At 57.7% G+C, this 15,939-nt stretch carries 13 protein-coding genes, 1 tRNA gene and 2 rRNA genes (1 of these 16 only partly in view); 5 read left to right on the plus strand and 11 right to left on the minus strand.

Annotated features, from left to right (window positions below; translation table 11 throughout):
* The 4 genes from FIU81_RS00525 to FIU81_RS00540 form a co-directional block, all read left to right on the plus strand.
* Positions 1 to 2,500: ribosomal RNA gene (locus FIU81_RS00525) — 23S ribosomal RNA — on the plus strand; it begins 332 nt to the left of the window's first position.
* Positions 2,501 to 2,626: 126 nt separating this feature from the next.
* Positions 2,627 to 2,741 (plus strand): 5S ribosomal RNA (gene rrf, locus FIU81_RS00530).
* 193 nt (positions 2,742 to 2,934) lie between these two features.
* A tRNA-Met gene (locus FIU81_RS00535) sits at positions 2,935 to 3,011 on the plus strand.
* Positions 3,012 to 3,674: 663 nt separating this feature from the next.
* Positions 3,675 to 4,718 (plus strand): Hint domain-containing protein, encoded by a 1,044-nt coding sequence (locus tag FIU81_RS00540; protein WP_172971359.1) that lies wholly within the window; start codon positions 3,675 to 3,677, stop codon positions 4,716 to 4,718.
* Between the two features lie 246 nt (positions 4,719 to 4,964).
* On the opposite strand, the gene FIU81_RS00545 is transcribed toward FIU81_RS00540, so the two are convergent.
* From FIU81_RS00545 to FIU81_RS00585, 9 genes are all read right to left on the minus strand, one after another.
* Positions 4,965 to 6,125 carry a hypothetical protein gene (locus FIU81_RS00545; RefSeq protein WP_124110813.1) on the minus strand — a complete coding sequence of 387 codons (1,161 nt, stop codon included), beginning with the start codon at positions 6,123 to 6,125 and terminating at the stop codon, positions 4,965 to 4,967.
* A 126-nt stretch (positions 6,126 to 6,251) separates the two neighbouring features.
* Entirely contained in the window at positions 6,252 to 6,458 is a 207-nt protein-coding gene (locus tag FIU81_RS17110; RefSeq protein ID WP_216644262.1) for a helix-turn-helix transcriptional regulator, read from the minus strand.
* A 312-nt stretch (positions 6,459 to 6,770) separates the two neighbouring features.
* Entirely contained in the window at positions 6,771 to 7,838 is a 1,068-nt protein-coding gene (locus FIU81_RS00555) for a tyrosine-type recombinase/integrase (protein ID WP_254695954.1), read from the minus strand.
* Positions 7,839 to 8,083: 245 nt separating this feature from the next.
* Positions 8,084 to 9,793: a recombinase family protein gene (locus FIU81_RS00560; protein ID WP_254695955.1), complete on the minus strand. Its 1,710-nt coding sequence runs from the start codon at positions 9,791 to 9,793 to the stop codon at positions 8,084 to 8,086.
* Positions 9,790 to 10,212: a recombinase family protein gene (locus FIU81_RS00565; RefSeq protein ID WP_124110811.1), complete on the minus strand. Its 423-nt coding sequence runs from the start codon at positions 10,210 to 10,212 to the stop codon at positions 9,790 to 9,792. Before FIU81_RS00565 ends, FIU81_RS00560 begins: the two co-directional genes overlap by 4 nt.
* Complete coding sequence (locus FIU81_RS00570) at positions 10,209 to 10,409, minus strand: hypothetical protein (RefSeq protein ID WP_124110810.1); 201 nt, start codon at positions 10,407 to 10,409, stop codon at positions 10,209 to 10,211. The genes FIU81_RS00565 and FIU81_RS00570 overlap by 4 nt, the downstream gene beginning before the upstream one ends.
* Positions 10,410 to 10,535: 126 nt before the next feature.
* Positions 10,536 to 11,060 carry an exonuclease domain-containing protein gene (locus FIU81_RS00575; RefSeq protein WP_124110809.1) on the minus strand — a complete coding sequence of 175 codons (525 nt, stop codon included), beginning with the start codon at positions 11,058 to 11,060 and terminating at the stop codon, positions 10,536 to 10,538.
* Between the two features lie 154 nt (positions 11,061 to 11,214).
* The gene (locus FIU81_RS00580; protein WP_124110808.1) at positions 11,215 to 11,664 is read right to left on the minus strand and encodes a hypothetical protein; all 450 of its coding nucleotides are present in this window, start codon (positions 11,662 to 11,664) and stop codon (positions 11,215 to 11,217) included.
* A complete protein-coding gene (locus tag FIU81_RS00585; RefSeq protein ID WP_124110807.1) occupies positions 11,661 to 12,188 on the minus strand; it encodes a hypothetical protein in 528 nt (175 codons plus the stop codon). Before FIU81_RS00585 ends, FIU81_RS00580 begins: the two co-directional genes overlap by 4 nt.
* 663 nt (positions 12,189 to 12,851) lie before the next feature.
* Between FIU81_RS00585 and FIU81_RS00590 the strand changes: the two genes are divergently transcribed.
* A complete protein-coding gene (locus FIU81_RS00590; RefSeq protein ID WP_124110806.1) occupies positions 12,852 to 14,279 on the plus strand; it encodes a hypothetical protein in 1,428 nt (475 codons plus the stop codon).
* Between the two features lie 10 nt (positions 14,280 to 14,289).
* On the opposite strand, the gene FIU81_RS00595 is transcribed toward FIU81_RS00590, so the two are convergent.
* Both FIU81_RS00595 and FIU81_RS00600 read right to left on the minus strand, forming a co-directional pair.
* Positions 14,290 to 14,748: a DNA-binding protein gene (locus FIU81_RS00595; RefSeq protein WP_124110805.1), complete on the minus strand. Its 459-nt coding sequence runs from the start codon at positions 14,746 to 14,748 to the stop codon at positions 14,290 to 14,292.
* Between the two features lie 171 nt (positions 14,749 to 14,919).
* Positions 14,920 to 15,936: a DUF932 domain-containing protein gene (locus FIU81_RS00600; RefSeq protein WP_124110804.1), complete on the minus strand. Its 1,017-nt coding sequence runs from the start codon at positions 15,934 to 15,936 to the stop codon at positions 14,920 to 14,922.
* Positions 15,937 to 15,939 lie beyond the last annotated feature (3 nt).

A 15,939-nucleotide genomic window follows, 5' to 3' on the forward strand; every position in this document is an offset into this window, starting at 1 on the left:
GACTGGAAAGTCTGACCATAGTGGGTGACAGTCCCGTATAGGAAGCACGATAGGACGTATTAAGTAGGGCGGGACACGTGAAATCCTGTCTGAACATGGGGGGACCACCCTCTAAGGCTAAGTACTCCTTACTGACCGATAGCGAACCAGTACCGTGAGGGAAAGGTGAAAAGCACCCCGACGAGGGGAGTGAAACAGTACCTGAAACCGAACGCCTACAATCAGTCGGAGGGCCCTTGAGGCCTGACGGCGTACCTTTTGTATAATGGGTCATCGACTTGGTCTCTCGAGCAAGCTTAAGCCGTTAGGTGTAGGCGCAGCGAAAGCGAGTCTTAATAGGGCGCATGAGTTCGAGGGATCAGACCCGAAACCGAGTGATCTAGGCATGACCAGGATGAAGATAAGGTAACACTTATTGGAGGTCCGAACCCACACCTGTTGAAAAAGGTCGGGATGAGTTGTGCCTAGGGGTGAAAGGCCAATCAAACTCGGAGATAGCTGGTTCTCCGCGAAATCTATTTAGGTAGAGCGTCAGACGAATACCTACGGGGGTAGAGCACTGGATGGGTAATGGGGCCCCACAGGCTTACTGATCCTAACCAAACTCCGAATACCGTAGAGTACTATCTGGCAGACACACGGCGGGTGCTAACGTCCGTCGTGAAGAGGGAAACAACCCTGACCTACAGCTAAGGCCCCTAATTCATGGCTAAGTGGGAAAGCATGTGAGACGACCAAAACAACCAGGAGGTTGGCTTAGAAGCAGCCATCCTTTAAAGATAGCGTAACAGCTCACTGGTCTAGATAAGTTGTCTTGCGGCGAAGATGTAACGGGGCTCAAGCCATGAGCCGAAGCTTAGGATGCGCATAGCGCATGGTAGCGGAGCGTAGTGTGACATAGCTCACTGTCTCCTTAGCGGGTTCGCCCGTATTGGAGACAAGGAGCTTTCTGTGAAGCGGGCGCGTGAGCGATCCCGTGGAGAGATCACTAGCGAGAATGATGACATGAGTAGCGACAAACAGGGTGAGAGACCCTGTCGCCGAAAGTCCAAGGGTTCCTGCTTAAAGCTAATCTGAGCAGGGTAAGCCGACCCCTAAGGCGAGGCCGAAAGGCGTAGTCGATGGGAACCAGGTTAATATTCCTGGGCCATGTAGAGGTGACGGATCTCGAGGGTAGTTCAATCTTATCGGATTGATTGGGCTGCTTAGAGGTTCCTGGAAATAGCCCTACTATAAGATCGTACCCTAAACCGACACAGGTGGACTGGTAGAGAATACCAAGGCGCTTGAGAGAACGATGTTGAAGGAACTCGGCAAAATACCTCCGTAAGTTCGCGAGAAGGAGGCCCCGTTAGCAGGCAACTGTTGGCGGGGGGCACAAACTAGGGGGTGGCGACTGTTTACTAAAAACACAGGGCTCTGCGAAGTCGCAAGACGACGTATAGGGTCTGACGCCTGCCCGGTGCCGGAAGGTTAAAAGGAGAAGTGCAAGCTTTGAATTGAAGCCCCGGTAAACGGCGGCCGTAACTATAACGGTCCTAAGGTAGCGAAATTCCTTGTCGGGTAAGTTCCGACCTGCACGAATGGCGTAACGACTTCCCCGCTGTCTCCAACATCGACTCAGCGAAATTGAATTGCCTGTCAAGATGCAGGCTTCCCGCGGTTAGACGGAAAGACCCCGTGCACCTTTACTACAGCTTCACATTGGCATTAGGCCGAGCATGTGCAGGATAGGTGGTAGGCTTTGAAGCAGGAACGCCAGTTTCTGTGGAGCCATCCTTGAGATACCACCCTTGCTCTGCTTGATGTCTAACCGCGGTCCGTTATCCGGATCCGGGACCCTGTGTGGCGGGTAGTTTGACTGGGGCGGTCGCCTCCTAAAGAGTAACGGAGGCGCGCGAAGGTTGGCTCAGACCGGTCGGAAATCGGTCGTTGAGTGCAATGGCAGAAGCCAGCCTGACTGCAAGACTGACAAGTCGAGCAGAGTCGAAAGACGGCCATAGTGATCCGGTGGTCCCGAGTGGAAGGGCCATCGCTCAACGGATAAAAGGTACGCCGGGGATAACAGGCTGATGGTGCCCAAGAGTCCATATCGACGGCACCGTTTGGCACCTCGATGTCGGCTCATCTCATCCTGGGGCTGGAGCAGGTCCCAAGGGTACGGCTGTTCGCCGTTTAAAGAGGTACGTGAGCTGGGTTTAGAACGTCGTGAGACAGTTCGGTCCCTATCTGCCGTGGGTGTAGGATACTTGAGAGGAGTTGCCCCTAGTACGAGAGGACCGGGGTGAACGATCCACTGGTGGACCAGTTGTTATGCCAATAGCAGTGCTGGGTAGCTATGATCGGACAGGATAACCGCTGAAGGCATCTAAGCGGGAAGCCCCCCTCAAAACAAGGTATCCCTGAGGACCGTGGTAGACCACCACGTCGATAGGCCGGAGATGTAAGTGCAGTAATGCATTCAGTTGACCGGTACTAATTGTCCAATAGGCTTGATTTGATCCAGTAGAAGTCTGGCTCTCTCACCAAAGGTGAGGAAGTAAATCAAATCAGAAGCATACATCACAGTGTACGACTTGAAATAGATGGCCCACAGGCCAGCTGATACGAGATGGCCCTTACTCGGTTTGGTGGTCATAGCGCGAGCAAAACACCCGGCTCCATTCCGAACCCGGTCGTTAAGTGCCGTTGCGCCGATGGTACTGCGTCCTAAGGCGTGGGAGAGTAGGTCGCCGCCAAACCTAGTAAGCGCCATCTCAATGTATCTCTCTAACGATGAACGGACTAAACAAAGCGCGCCCCAATAGGGCGCGCTTTCGTGTGCAAAAAAAGGGGGATAACTACGTTTCCCCTAATACATATATTCTCAATAATTTCAGCCATTTCCTCGGGACAGGGTGTTGAACATTCCAGTCAGAACCAGTACTCACATCAAGCGGGATGGAGCAGTCCGGTAGCTCGTCAGGCTCATAACCTGAAGGTCGTAGGTTCAAATCCTACTCCCGCAACCATAAACCCCATTATTACAACTATTTACCAAGCAGCGTAAGCCCCGGCGGGTTGGTTGGTTTCTCCATGTCCGCACTGTGTCCGCGAAAGAATCGGCTTTCAGGGAGTGGTCTAGTCGCGGGTAGAGCTTCTCTCGCCGGAGCATACGCAGCTCGTGGCTGCGAGATCCTAGCCGCCAGTGGATAGTTTCAGAGTCCAGCTACAGAGTTGTTCGACACGGTGACTGCAGAGGCCGCTGATTGGTCGCGTATAGGAACCGCGCTGGAGGGGAGTAGAGGTGGTTGAGTAACAGATATGAACCATTGGGCCGGGAGCTTCTCAGGGTGCTCGTAGGGCTATCTCGGTTGGGAAGGTGGGGTTGATAGGGCGGAGAACCATCTGTGGGCTTGCAGGGCGCTCTGGCGGGCAGCGGGGTCCTCAGTACTATGAGGGCGGAAACCGGTCATTCGCCGCGGGGTGCACCAAGGTCCGCAATGCGGACGAAGTGAGCTTTTGTTACGGTTACGCCAATGCCTGCAATAGGAAGAAAAATTTGTTTTACTGCGGCAAGTTGAGAGAATCTTAGGACTCTGACGCTACCGTGCATGGACCCAGTCCCAAGCAGGTAAGCCCATATGCCTACCACATCAACATCGACAATGTTCTTTGTCGGAAACTTCGCCGAGATGGATACCGACGAAACTGATTTGGACACTGAGAACTCGGATGTTGTTTTGGGCCTTCATGACACGCTGTCACTGGTCGACGTCACAAATCAGGACCAGAATGATAATGGTGGAATAGACGACGATGATAGCCCCAATGGATCGTCTGATTTCATCTCCTATGACACTGGCAGCGGGTTAGTTTCTGTCGCAGTGGATTCCGCCTCACTATACAATGCGATTATTACTTTGGGTGACGGATCAACGCGCAGCATCCAAGTCGTTGTCGTACAGGCGGCCAATGGTGATGTCTTCGTCGTCGACCTCAATTCTGGCCCGGGGTTGGACAACATCAAGGTACAATCCATAGAATTAACAAGTCTTTCGGCCTCCAATTGGTCGGGGTACCTGACAAACCAAAGTGTCCAGAACTCACAAGTCGTCTGCTTTGTCGCTGGAACGCGCATCGCTACGCCAAACGGCGAGGTGGCTGTGGAGGATCTGCGACCGGGTATGCTCGTCACGACCAAAGATCATGGGGCGCAGCCGATACTGTGGATCAATCAAACCGACTTCTTGAAGCCGGGAAAACGTGCCCCGATTACTTTGGAAGCGGGGTGCCTTGGACCATGCACACCCGCGCGCAGGTTGCGCGTGTCACCACAACACAGGATCCTGCTGCGTTCCGCCATAGTGGAGCGGATGTGCGATGCGAAGGAGGTGCTCGTTGCTGCTAAACACCTGTTGCCCCTAGATGGCATCACCCAATCGCTTGGATTTTTGCCGGTACAATATCATCACTTCGCTTGCGCATTTCACGAAGTAGTCTTTGCCAACGGAGCCGAAGTCGAAACGTTTTACGCTGGCACGCAAGCTATGAAAACCATTTCCGACATCGCCTTGCGACAAATGCAGCGCCAAATCTCGAAGGCACAATTTGAATGCCTACGCGAACCTGCACGGCCTTTTCTTGCAGGCAAGCGTCTGAAGCATATGATTGATCGCCATCAAAAAAACCTGCGCGATTTCGTGGAGCCAAGCTATATTTACCACAATGCTGAATGATTGGCCTAAAGCTAGAAGCCATGATGAGCGTACGAAATTTCGCATGCCCCTCGGTGATCAAGACGGAAAGCCGGAAACTCGGGCAAGATGCAGCATTCGGATTTTTGGGCTCGCAGCTGACCTTCGCTGCGATTTGCACGAACGTCAGCTGAGGTCCGGGATCCGGACAAGGCAGGATGGATGCGGATCTCATGCCTTTTCTTCCAAGAAGCGAACGGTTCCCTGATGATCTTCAAGAGTTCGGGATCATCGGTACCCGGGGGTTGATCCCATTCGGACTCCGGCTTGAGATATGCGGTCTTGCAGAGGTTGTCGGTGGTTCTCCGCTAGGCGGGTTTCCTCGCCGACCAGACGCGATAGGAAGGGTTCGAACTGCTCTGCCCTTAGTCCGTGCAATGCTGCGATTGCGACCGACAAGCCGTGTCTCTGAGCTGTGAGTTGGCGGATTCTCTCGGTTCTACAAACTTCAATAAGGATATCTTCTAGATCTGGCATAGGAATGGCGAGAAGGCCGGCCTCGATATGCTCAATCGCGATTTGCCAGAGAGGTGAGAGCGGCCACCGCGACCGATTGCTGTCAGCAGTCGGTTCGCAGTGGCGAATATCTTGGGCAAGCTCTTGCATCACGGAAGGAAGTCCTGCTTCAAGCTGCGCCCAGCCCGAAATGCCATGTGGTTTCCTTAGATAGTTCTTGTAGGCGCGAAGTTCGACACGCCAGACTCGGCTGGTGGCGGGATCTTGGAAATCGAGTGCGGCTTTGCCGTTCGCCTGGCGTTTTGCGTTCCAAAGCACTGGCCACTCAACCTTCCTTTTGGACATCACCTCTTCACGCTTGTCGTAGACGATAACTTGCCGATTTGGATTTTTGCCAATCGTGACAGATGTTGTGCGTCCTGATCGCCCGGAGGTCGCCATGGAATGTAATGCGTCATGCGTGCGACGGTGCGTGCGCGCGTGCATTACGAAATGGTCTGGATCGAGGATGAATGTAGGGGCAAGAACATCGATGGCGTAGTCTAAACGCGAAATAGCAACGTCTTGGTCTAGTCGAACGATGTTGAGCTGATCGAGTATAGTATCCAGCTTAGCGCGCGCCGCTTCCAAGCCATTAGCGGCAAGGTAGATTGACGAAAACGAGGCGTGGACGCCCCATGGGTCGCGCTTATTTGGTGCCTTCAACGCGAGCATCGGTCCGCGCCCATAATCCGTTTCGCAGACGAATTGATAGCCGCCTTTACGTCCCATCGGATGAACGACGAGGTTCAAGCCATCGACCCATGTCGCCATGACGTCGTTGATTTGCACAGCGTGGGCCTTCACCTGTTCCAGCTGATCTAGGATTTCGTCAGTCATTTGACCGCGCACGGCCACGTAGAGCTTATCAAAACCTTGGTGCAATACTTCCATCGGATTTTCCTGAAAGTGTATTTGTAGAGGGGGGTGCTACTAGGACCCCCCATTGACCGCGCGCTCCGCCGCGCGCGCCCGCCCGCTGCGTAAGGCAGCGGTCGCGCATGGCGGAACGCGCTCGCGTTACGCATTTTCCCGAACGGGGATTTGCTCTTGGGACAACAGCCATTCATCAATGGCCGTCCGTACATACTGGATCGAGCGGCCCACGCGCAGGTACTTCGGGCCAAGGCCCTCTGCGCGATAACGTGCGAGAGTACGGACGCTGAGTCCGATGTACGTAGAAGCTTCTTTTGGGCAAAGCCGATCAGCCATAGCAGTCGTGTTCATCCCGAACCCCTTGGATTGGAGCCGAGAAACCACGCAGGTTTCTCAGCATCCAGATTGAAAGGATGCGGCGCTATTTTCAGGGCTGGAAGGGGCTGGTTTGGTAAAGTCTTAGGTCAGGTTGGTCGATGTGGAATGGTGGGGTTGTTTTGATGTTTAGTGAGTTTTTTTTGTGGTGGGGCTGATCTGGGAGGTGGGTTTAATTGTACGACTGTTTGCGGGTAGCGCCGCGACCTAAAACCAGCTCATAGCTGAAATAAAATCAAGGCTAAATCTGCCCAGTGACATCCGGTGTCATCTCATGACTTGAGAAAGTTAGCGAAGTCTCTCGGATACAGCTTCAGTCGCAAGGCGGAGGGTGTCGTCGTAAAGATGCGCGTATCTTGCTGTAGTCTGTGGCTGGCTATGGCCGAGCAAGGCTCCCACGACAGGGAGGGACGCGCCAGATGAGGCGAGAACGCTGGCATAGGTATGTCGTAAGTCATGCAAGCGCACGTCTTCAAGGTTCGCTGTTTCGCATACACTTGCCCAAGTTCTCTTTACATCGGTCAGAGGGTTGCCAGTCGGGCCCGCGAACACGGCCTCTCCACATTCGGAAGCGCGCCGTTCATCGAGAAGAGCAGCTACTCTTGCAGAATAGGGGACCCGATGGAATCGGCGTTGCTTTGTTGTTGCGGCAGGTTTGCTCCACACTCGCTGGGCCAAATCGAACTGGTCCCAAGTTGCGCTCAATGCTTCGCCCCGGCGACAGCCTGTGAGCAGCATGAAGAGGATCGCGTCAGCAGACGCGCGTTGGGGATGCGCAGCCAAGGCCTCAGTCAGCCGCGCAAGCTCTGAGGGGCTTAGATAGCGGGTCCGCTTCTCTTCCGGGTTTCGGCGAACGCCAGAGGCAGGGTTGCGTTCGAGCCAGCCCCACCGGATCGCGAGATTGAGGGCCTTTCTCAATACTTCGATCACCCGATTGGCGCGGGTTGGGCGTGATTGACTGATTGACCGGTGAAGCTGGTCGCAATCATCAAACCTGAGGTCGGCGACCTTTTTCGGTCCGAGACGCGGCAAGATGTCTTTGACCCACATGGATCGGTCATCAGCTGCGGAGCGTGGTGCCTTGGTCGGCAGGTGTTCGGCGGCGTATCGGGCAAATAGGTCCTTAACGGTCGGTGCGGACCGCGCAGCATCGCGTTCGGCCAATGGGTCTTCGCCGCGGTCGATCTCCCTACGGTAGCTTTCCGCTTGGCGGCGAGCTGCAGCAACGGACCAAGCTGGGTACTTGCCAATAGTGATGCGCCTTTCTCGTCCGGCGATCCGGAAGTTAAGATTGAATGAGCGGACACTCTTGGCAGTCACCCGAACTCCGAAGCCACGCAACTTTTCGTCGTACACGATCCGGTTGCCGGTACCGGGGGCCTCGAGCGCTCGCACTAGCTTGTCGGTAATATGGGTCGGCGAAGTCTGTGTCCGTACTGTGTCCGTATTTTCATGCGTAGCGGGAAGGTCTGGGTGGCTCGGCATGTCATCTCACTTCATCAGAAAGTCTATGATATACGGATGCTTACCAGATTATTCCCAATCCGCTCAAGTGTTTAGAATAGCCATTTTCTCTGGCTCATAACCTGAAGGTCGTAGGTTCAAATCCTACTCCCGCAACCAACTTCCGCGAAGATCGCACTATCACGCGCGGCGTCGAGTTCCCTCGGCGCCGATTTTCGTAGCATCTCCAGTAGGTTGCCCTCGATCTTCAGCCAGTGGCCGTTGGCCTCGGCGTCCCAGTGCACGACGATTCGGTCGATGAGTTCGTGGAGTTCGTCCGCGGCGCGCCCGGCTACGCTCTCCTCAGAGAGGCTCGCCGCCAAGTCGCTTACCATCTCCCGGTAAAGCTCCGGCAGATTGCCGGGAAGCTCGATCTCCGGTGGCACGATCTGGTCGCGCTTCCCCTTCATCTCCTTCAGCTCCGCATCCACGGCGTTCAACCGCGGCAACAGCACGCCCACGTCGTCGCCGCTCTCGATCGCCCGCAGCAAGTTGCGGTGGCTCGTCTCAAGGTCTCGGACCCGCGAGTCGTGGAGGCGCAGCGCGTCTTCGGAGGCGCCTTGGCTGTCGCGCAGGCGCTGCTGGAACCGCTCCCGGAAGGTCTCGTAGGCCTCCGGCGCCATCAGGTTCTGGCGCAAGCCTGACAGGACCAGGGGCAAGGCGATGCTGTCGCGCAGACCCCGGAAGCCGGTGCAGACGCTCGGGCCTTTCTCCTTCGCCTCGGCGCAGTAATACGTCTTGTATTTGCCCGTCCCGGCAACGGTCATCCGTCCGCCGCAGAGGCCGCAGAACAGAAGCCCCGAGAGCAGATATTTGCGCCGCCGCAGAGCTTGCCCGGTGGACATGTGATTGCGATCGGTGCTCACCAGCTTTGCCTTCCGCTTCGAGAGCGAGGCTTGACGCGCCTTGACGGCGTCCCACAGGTCCCGGTCGACGATCCGCAGTTGCGGTGCATCGACGATGACCCACGCACTCTCGGGGTTCAGCGTCGAGGTCTTCTTCTCGGTGATCGGGTCCTTGCGATAGGTGAGCCGGTTCCAGATCACCGTTCCAATGTAGATCTCGTTGTTGAGGATGCCGGTGCCCCGCGCCCGGTTGCCGTTAATGGTGTTCTGCTTCCAGTGGCCGGATGAGCTGCGTTTGGTGTCCGCGGCCGGTGATGGGAAGCCTTCTGTGTTCAGATCACTCGCGATCTGAATAGGCGAGCGTCCGGCGGCGTAGTCGCGGAAAATCCGCCGCACGACCGCAGCCTCGATCTCGTCGATGACCCTCGTGCCCGTCATGGGCACACCGCGAACGTTGGTGCCGATCTTATAGCCGTAGACGCGGCCGCCGCCGCTCAGTCCGCCCAGGACCTTGCCTTCGATGCCGCGGTGCACCTTCGTGGACAGCCCTTGCAGGAACATCGTGTTGAAGACCGAGGCAATTCCGACCGAAAGCGCGTCAGCCTTGCCACGCTCGACGGTGTGGATCTCGATGTTCGCGTGCTCTGCGATCTTGTTGAACCGGGCCAAATGCTCGGAGTCGCGGGAGATCCTGTCGAGAGATTCCGCGATCACGATATCGAATCCGCGGTTCTTGTCGGATAGTGCCTCCATCAGCCGTAGAAAGTCGCTACGGGCGTAGCTTGCCGTGCCGGTGATGGCGCCGTCGGAAAAGCGTTGCACCACCAACCAGCCCTTCTGCGCCGCATACCGCTCCGCCATGCGGAACTGGTCGTCGATCGACATCGGGTTCTGCATGTCCGTCGAATAGCGCGCATAAAGCGCGACGCGGCGGGGGCTGGAAAATTTGGATTGGTCGTTCACAGGCGAAACTCTACGGGTTGGAGACCGCTCTTACGGTCGGAGTCGAGATCTGACGCTCTGTCGTCGTCAGTAAGTGCGTCGAGGCTGCCCAGATTGTCGGGCGAATCGACGAAGGACAAGTCGGCATCGTTTTGCTCGCAGAAGCGAGCGAAAGCACGAAATGCCTCGGGATCACGAGAAATCCGCGTCAGGTCAGTCGCGATGACGGCCTGCGCCTCGCCGTTCACTATCCGATCCCGGAGGATCGTCAGGCCGGGTTCGTCGCCTGTGCCGCTGACGCCGTTGTCGAAGATGACATCGACGACCCGCCAGCCCCGCGCTTCAGCGAGAGTGGCGCACCGGTGCCTCTGCTCGGCGATGTCGTCGTCGTTTGCGCGTGCCGTTCGGAGGTAGAGGAGAGCGTTGGTCTGGTCGGTCATGGTCTTCCTGTCGTCGGCGTGCCGTCGGGACGGCACAATTGGAGGATGTATTGCAGGCAAATGAGGACATCGTATGGCCGCAATCTCCGGTAGAGTGAGATTATCGCGTCAGGCGTCGCGTCCTGCTTCTCCCGCTCCTGCGAGAGCTTGCGGACAGCGGCTTCTGCGAGAAGGTCGATCAGTTTGTCGAGTGGCATCGGCGGAGTCCTTTCCAGTTCGGGCATCAAGCAACCGACATGGCGGACGCCTACCCGAGACCGTCGCAGCGTTGGCCGTAGGCGCTCGCAGGGCAACCTGCGAGCGCATCCTCGGCTCGACCGGTATCAGGGCAAACGCCCCAGCACATGCAGCCCCGAGCGCCAAGAGTGCGCGAGATCGGCCGCATCCTTTGCAGCGCGGTGACTCGTCCGTCGGCGTTCACGCTTCTCGTAGACAGCATCCAGCGCTGCCGAGATTGGATTGCCGTCGTCGGTGAAAGCTGTCCAAGCAACTTGGTGGAAATCTTCGATCTGAAGTTTGGGCGCGTCCTCCATGGTCGTAAGCAGTCGATCAAGCCAGTGCTGATCGAACCGTGGCGCGTCAGCGATCAGTTGAGCATCACCGATCGCCTCAACGGCCCATCGAGCCACTGTCTCGGCGGGCTCGGCACCGTCGAGATCAGACCGCGGGATGCGATGAACAGCGGCACTTTTGTCAGACCAAGCCGTCTCGGGCCATGTGGGAGCGGGGCGGATGAGTTTGCCGACGGAGGTGATGCTTCCATCCGGCTCGATCCACGAAAGACCGATTTCGATCGGCCAGCTGTTGGGGGCGAGCGAAGACGCCTCGAAGTCAATGAAGATGATCATGGGAAAACCTTATGTGAACGAGATCGGGGAAGTGGCGCGCCGACTGGAGCAGCAGAGAGATGAATGTCGGCGCGCCGACCGCCGGGCGATCCGGTCCGGCGGCGGGGGCATGGCGCCCCTCAAGAACGGCGCGCGTATGGCGCGCAGCGCTGAGTTATTCCCGGTCGATCAAATCGAGGGTCAGTCGGACTGCTTTCGCGAAATCCTGCACATCCAGAGCGGTCTGTAGAAGACGCTCCACCGGAGGAAGAGCGTCTTTCAACGCCTCGGCGGCAGGCGTGAGGGATTTGTAAGTGTCAAAGGCTTCGGACGTGCCGATGAGCCGCTCCGCCGGGATCGGCACCCGCTCTTCTGTTGTCCCCGCTTCGATGGCCGCGCGGATCTCGCCAAGTGAGTTGTCGAGATGACTTATCAGATTGGTATGTGTCGGCTCCTCATCGACGAGGTTGTCCATGAGACACTCGACGACGAACTGATCGGAGTCACTGAGGTTGGGCAGCACGTGAAGCGTCAGATGACGGCGCATCCCACGGCACTGTGCGAGAAGGTTGCGTGTCATATCGACTTGGTTCTCGAACAGACTGACCCGGCTTTGGAGGTTCATGCCCGCACCGCCTTTCCGCCGAGAAAGGTCGGTCGGGCAGACCTCTTCCCGTGCCCTCGCCGTTGGGATGATCGCGCATCCTCGGCGATGTCTCGCGATGCGTGGAAACGACCGCGTATCGCGTTCATTCGTTCGAACGGGTTGCCTTCCAAGCGACCGGTAACAGCTGAGTCGGTCATACAACTGACGACGAAGCCGCTGTTCGTCAGCGGCACGAGAAGCCGCCGTGCGCAGACGAACCGCGTGGGTTTGTCGAGTCCAGCTGCGAGGTATTGAACGCGACGCCGGACATGGACTTCATCGCCGACGTTTGACTTGCGGCGAGACGTCGTTCCGTAGGCCAACAGGGCGTATCGCAGCCCGTCCCGCACTTCGGTCTCGAGGATCAAGCAGGGCCGGGCTTTTGGTCGTCCTGTATGGCCGTTCTCGGCGAGCGGAAAGCGGTATGAGACGATGTCGCCATAGCCGACTTCATCGCGCCAAGCAGCAGTCATGGTGGGTAGAATGGGTGCAGCGTCGAGCATCTCGACCTCCTTGCAAGTGGCATCGCCGCGCTTCCCGACTTCATCCCCGAGGACCGAGGCGTCGTCTTCGTGCGCGACACCAGGCGCGTGCACGAAGACGCCGACCCCGGACCGCCAGCCTCAAGCTGATCCTGCACCGCGTCAGGCAGCACCTGACGGCCTGAACTGCTCGTTCGCGTCAGTTGGGAGAGCGTCGAGAGGGATCGCCCTTTCGACCCCGTCGGGAGACGAACGCAGAGGGGTTCGGGGAGACGCGTGGAGCGGTCTCATCGAGAGTGGGGGAGGTTCGGAGGCGAGCGCGGAGCGGCCCCTCCGGGAGCAGGGGTTTTTGGGGGAGTGCGGAACGATGACCCAAGCCCGTCGGGAGACGCCAGGGGGTGCATGGGGGAGTGGCGAACGACGACCCTGCCGCTGTCCGCGAAGGACCGCACACCGCGCAGGTGGCCCCCGGCGGGGCCCTCGGAGAGCCCCAGAGGGCCGACGCGTATTGAGCCGCTTTAGCGGCGTCTCGCAATACGCATAGTCGGTTCTCTACACCTCTTTGCGGCCTGCCCTGCTGGCCGGCCTCGGGAGGTCCTTCGAGACAGCGACCTTCACTTTTTTGAGGCTACCGATCTTTCCCTATGTCCGCGTCATCAAGTTGACAGGAGGCAGGAGAAAATCATGCAAGGATTCCAGTTCGGACACATTGAAACGTGGTCGCGCAGCGGCGTTGCCAAGAATAACGGTAACACGTCCAAGGTGCGTCGCAATGGACAACGTGGCTGGACGCCCGAGCAAATCATTGCTGAGGCAGCTCGGGAGCCGGAGGCGTCCCAGCACGTGGGCTACATAAGACGCGCGCCGGTCGTGATCGCCGGCACATGCGAGACTTTCGACGACTTGCGAACCGCACACGATGAAGCCTGTAACACGAAGATTGCCGTCCCCTACACGAACGCCAAAACGAAGAAGAAAAGCACTCGGAGAAGGTCGATTCGCGTCGATACGCACACGCTCTACACATCGGTGGTTTCTCTTCCGGTGGAGAGTGCGGAAGCGCTCCGCGACAGTAAGAAGATGGCGGAGTGTAGGCGGGCCTTCGATCTGGTGATTGGCTTCGAGAAAAGTCGTTTGGAAGACGCTGGAGGTGAGTTCGCAATGGCGGTCATCCATCTCGACGAACGTCAAGTTCACATGCACATCTTCGGCCTCGACCGCCAGCGCGGTTCCGTCAATGGACTGCACCCTGGAAAGGCGGCGCAAGACGCATTCCGAGCACGACATGGCACCCTATCGCAGGCTGGCACCAACCTCTTCGAGAAGTCGAAGCGGGCCTACTGCGAGGCGATGAGAGAGTGGCAGAATGATCTTCACCGAGATGGCTTGGGGAAGGTTGGTTTATGTCGGTTCGGACCCCGTCGCTTCCGCTATTCGCGACCGCAGTGGAGCAAGAGGAAGCGCGAGGAAGAAGAGAGCGCGCAGGCGCAGGTAAAGATTAGAGATCTTCGCAAAGTTCGGGCGGCGCAAGTAGCCGCATCCGAAGAGATGACCATACGTGAGGAGAACGTCGTCGAGATGCACGAAGCGCTCGACAGTGAGCGCGAAACGCTACGCGCGCAGCGAAGGGTGCTCGACAGAAAAGAAAGCCGCCTCGACGCCGGTATCGCAACGGTCGAGGCATTCGCAGATGGTCTCCTTGAGGTTCATGGGGACGACAAAGATGGCGAAGTAGGCCCTACGCGAAGAGCAAAACGAGAATTGTCTCGCTGGGAAGAGTTGAACGCCAGGCTCAAGCTTGCACCGAAAGAGGTTCTTCGGGTCGGGAGGCGCATTGGTGGGTCGCTCAGACGTCTGCGCGAAGAAGCCGCTGAACATGGCCGGGCCGACGCTATGTCTGCTGCACGAAACGAGATCGAAGAGCGTTTCCCAAAGCTCGGCGCGATACGGGCTTTCGCGCTTAGCCTTGTCCGAAAACTTCCAAACTCTGAGGAGCGCCAAGAGGCGACGGAGCAGTTGGATCGCGTGGTTCGCGGAGAGTCGAACGACGTCAATCGTTTCCGCAGCGAAGAGAGCAGATCTGGCAAGAATGGAGACCCGGTAGAGACCTAACCAATTACTTTCAGGGCAGTATCAAACGGGGGCCTGTCCCGTAGGCTCGTTGCGCAAGCAAAGCGTCGCGCGCGACAAGCTCAGCCTCAAGTTCGTCTACCAGGCGTTCGAGGTTCTGCCGCTCCATAGACTCGCGAGTAAGGGCTTTTTCCATCATCTCGACGCGCTGTAGAAGAGGTGCTTCCGCCTCGGCCTTGGCGCAGGCGATAACTGTCGCCAACGCTCGATTGTGACCCTCTATCGCTGATGTCATCTCAGCCGACTGCACCTTCCCGTCCAGATCAGTATCGACGCGTGCTGGTAGCTGATCGTCCCGATGGGCAAGCCAGACTTTCCATGGTGTGCCTGATTGGCCGCGACGACCGAGTTCGGCCCATAATGAAGACCGTTCAGGTTCTACGCCGCGGGCGCGCATGGTCATGCCGGCGGCGATTACTTCGGCGGGGGTGTAGGCGGGTTTCTGTGTCATCTTAGGGCTCACGTTGTGCGAAGGCCCTGAATATTAGCGGAAGTTGAAATGGCGAAATCGAGAGCCCTGCGGCGGTCGGAATCCCCGCATGTGTCGGAAGCTCATAAGCTTGCGAGCTTGGAAGCATTAGAGCGGCACCGGTATCAATCTGGCATGAGCTTTACAGTTTTGTCAGATTGCAGGCCGTGGCGCGGGAGCTCTCACTTTCTTTGGCTTCGTCTTTTGAAATGCAGTCATCAGGCGAGGAACATCCTCCGTGCCTTCGATCTGCATCTCTACAGTTCGCTGGTTCGACGTGATCCAGGTAAGCAGTTGGGCGAGATCGTAGGCCGTCTCGATGGGAAACGGCACGCCCGGGACGCAGCGATGTTGTCCCACCCGATAGTCCGATAGCGGACTCTTTTCCAGCTTGCCAGAAGGTCTGGTAACCAGGCCGTCGTAGCCGGTTTCGAGGATGGCCCAGAGACGCGCGCAGTTCTCCACGGTCCACCCGCTCTTTGCGCGGAGCCAGCCTTCGCACCAGTGTTGCGCATCCTCCTGCGAGATTTCCTGCTTTTTCCATCGGCGCAGTTCCGCGATGACGTCAGGCATCCTGGTCACTCGATCCGCCATGAACTCTCTGACGATCTGCGTCCGCGAAAGGTCCATCCGATGGACCGACCGGATACGATCCTCCTCGACCGTGAACATGCCGTTCAAGCAGATTAGACGGCGCCAACGTAAAACGACGTTGAAGGCGGAACTGCGATCGACCGAATTGGTGATCTCGATCTCGGGTTGATACTCGTCCCGCTCGAAGAGGTCGCCATTCAAGTCGACCGTGCGTTCGACCAGAGGCACCTTGATCCGCAAGCGCTCGCCGAACTCGGACATGGTGATGTCGGCTTCCGCCTCGCCAAGACCGGCTTCGGTCAGGTTCGTTGCCAGCCATGTGGCCATCACCCGGTGCTGGAGGAGGTCATACTGGTCGGAAACGACCGCGACCGGACGCTCGAACTTGTCGCCGGGGGTCGGCATGCGCACGATGCAGCGTAGCCTTGGATTGTCGTTCGGCGGGTCGCCGAAAGGACGCAACTCGAAGTCGGGAAGGGCCTCGCGCAGATCCGCCACTTTCACCTTGAACTGCGTGATCGGCAGGCTGCGCCATGTCGACAGGCGGAAGGCTTCTTCGAACTGGTCAAATGGCACGGC

Source organism: Palleronia sp. THAF1 (assembly GCF_009363795.1).
In the GTDB taxonomy this organism is placed as follows: Bacteria; Pseudomonadota; Alphaproteobacteria; order Rhodobacterales; family Rhodobacteraceae; genus Palleronia.

Excerpts from the sequence above, each read along its gene's own strand:
- FIU81_RS00545 (WP_124110813.1), bottom strand. The coding sequence starts at position 6,125 with ATGGAAGTATTGCACCAAGGTTTTGATAAGCTCTACGTGGCCGTGCGC.
- FIU81_RS00585 (WP_124110807.1), bottom strand. The coding sequence starts at position 12,188 with ATGCTCGACGCTGCACCCATTCTACCCACCATGACTGCTGCTTGGCGC.
- FIU81_RS00575 (WP_124110809.1), bottom strand. The coding sequence starts at position 11,060 with ATGATCATCTTCATTGACTTCGAGGCGTCTTCGCTCGCCCCCAACAGC.
- FIU81_RS00570 (WP_124110810.1), bottom strand. The coding sequence starts at position 10,409 with ATGCCACTCGACAAACTGATCGACCTTCTCGCAGAAGCCGCTGTCCGC.
- FIU81_RS00580 (WP_124110808.1), bottom strand. The coding sequence starts at position 11,664 with ATGAACCTCCAAAGCCGGGTCAGTCTGTTCGAGAACCAAGTCGATATG.
- FIU81_RS00565 (WP_124110811.1), bottom strand. The coding sequence starts at position 10,212 with ATGACCGACCAGACCAACGCTCTCCTCTACCTCCGAACGGCACGCGCA.
- FIU81_RS00595 (WP_124110805.1), bottom strand. The coding sequence starts at position 14,748 with ATGACACAGAAACCCGCCTACACCCCCGCCGAAGTAATCGCCGCCGGC.
- FIU81_RS17110 (WP_216644262.1), bottom strand. The coding sequence starts at position 6,458 with ATGAACACGACTGCTATGGCTGATCGGCTTTGCCCAAAAGAAGCTTCT.
- FIU81_RS00590 (WP_124110806.1), top strand. The coding sequence starts at position 12,852 with ATGCAAGGATTCCAGTTCGGACACATTGAAACGTGGTCGCGCAGCGGC.
- FIU81_RS00540 (WP_172971359.1), top strand. The coding sequence starts at position 3,675 with ATGGATACCGACGAAACTGATTTGGACACTGAGAACTCGGATGTTGTT.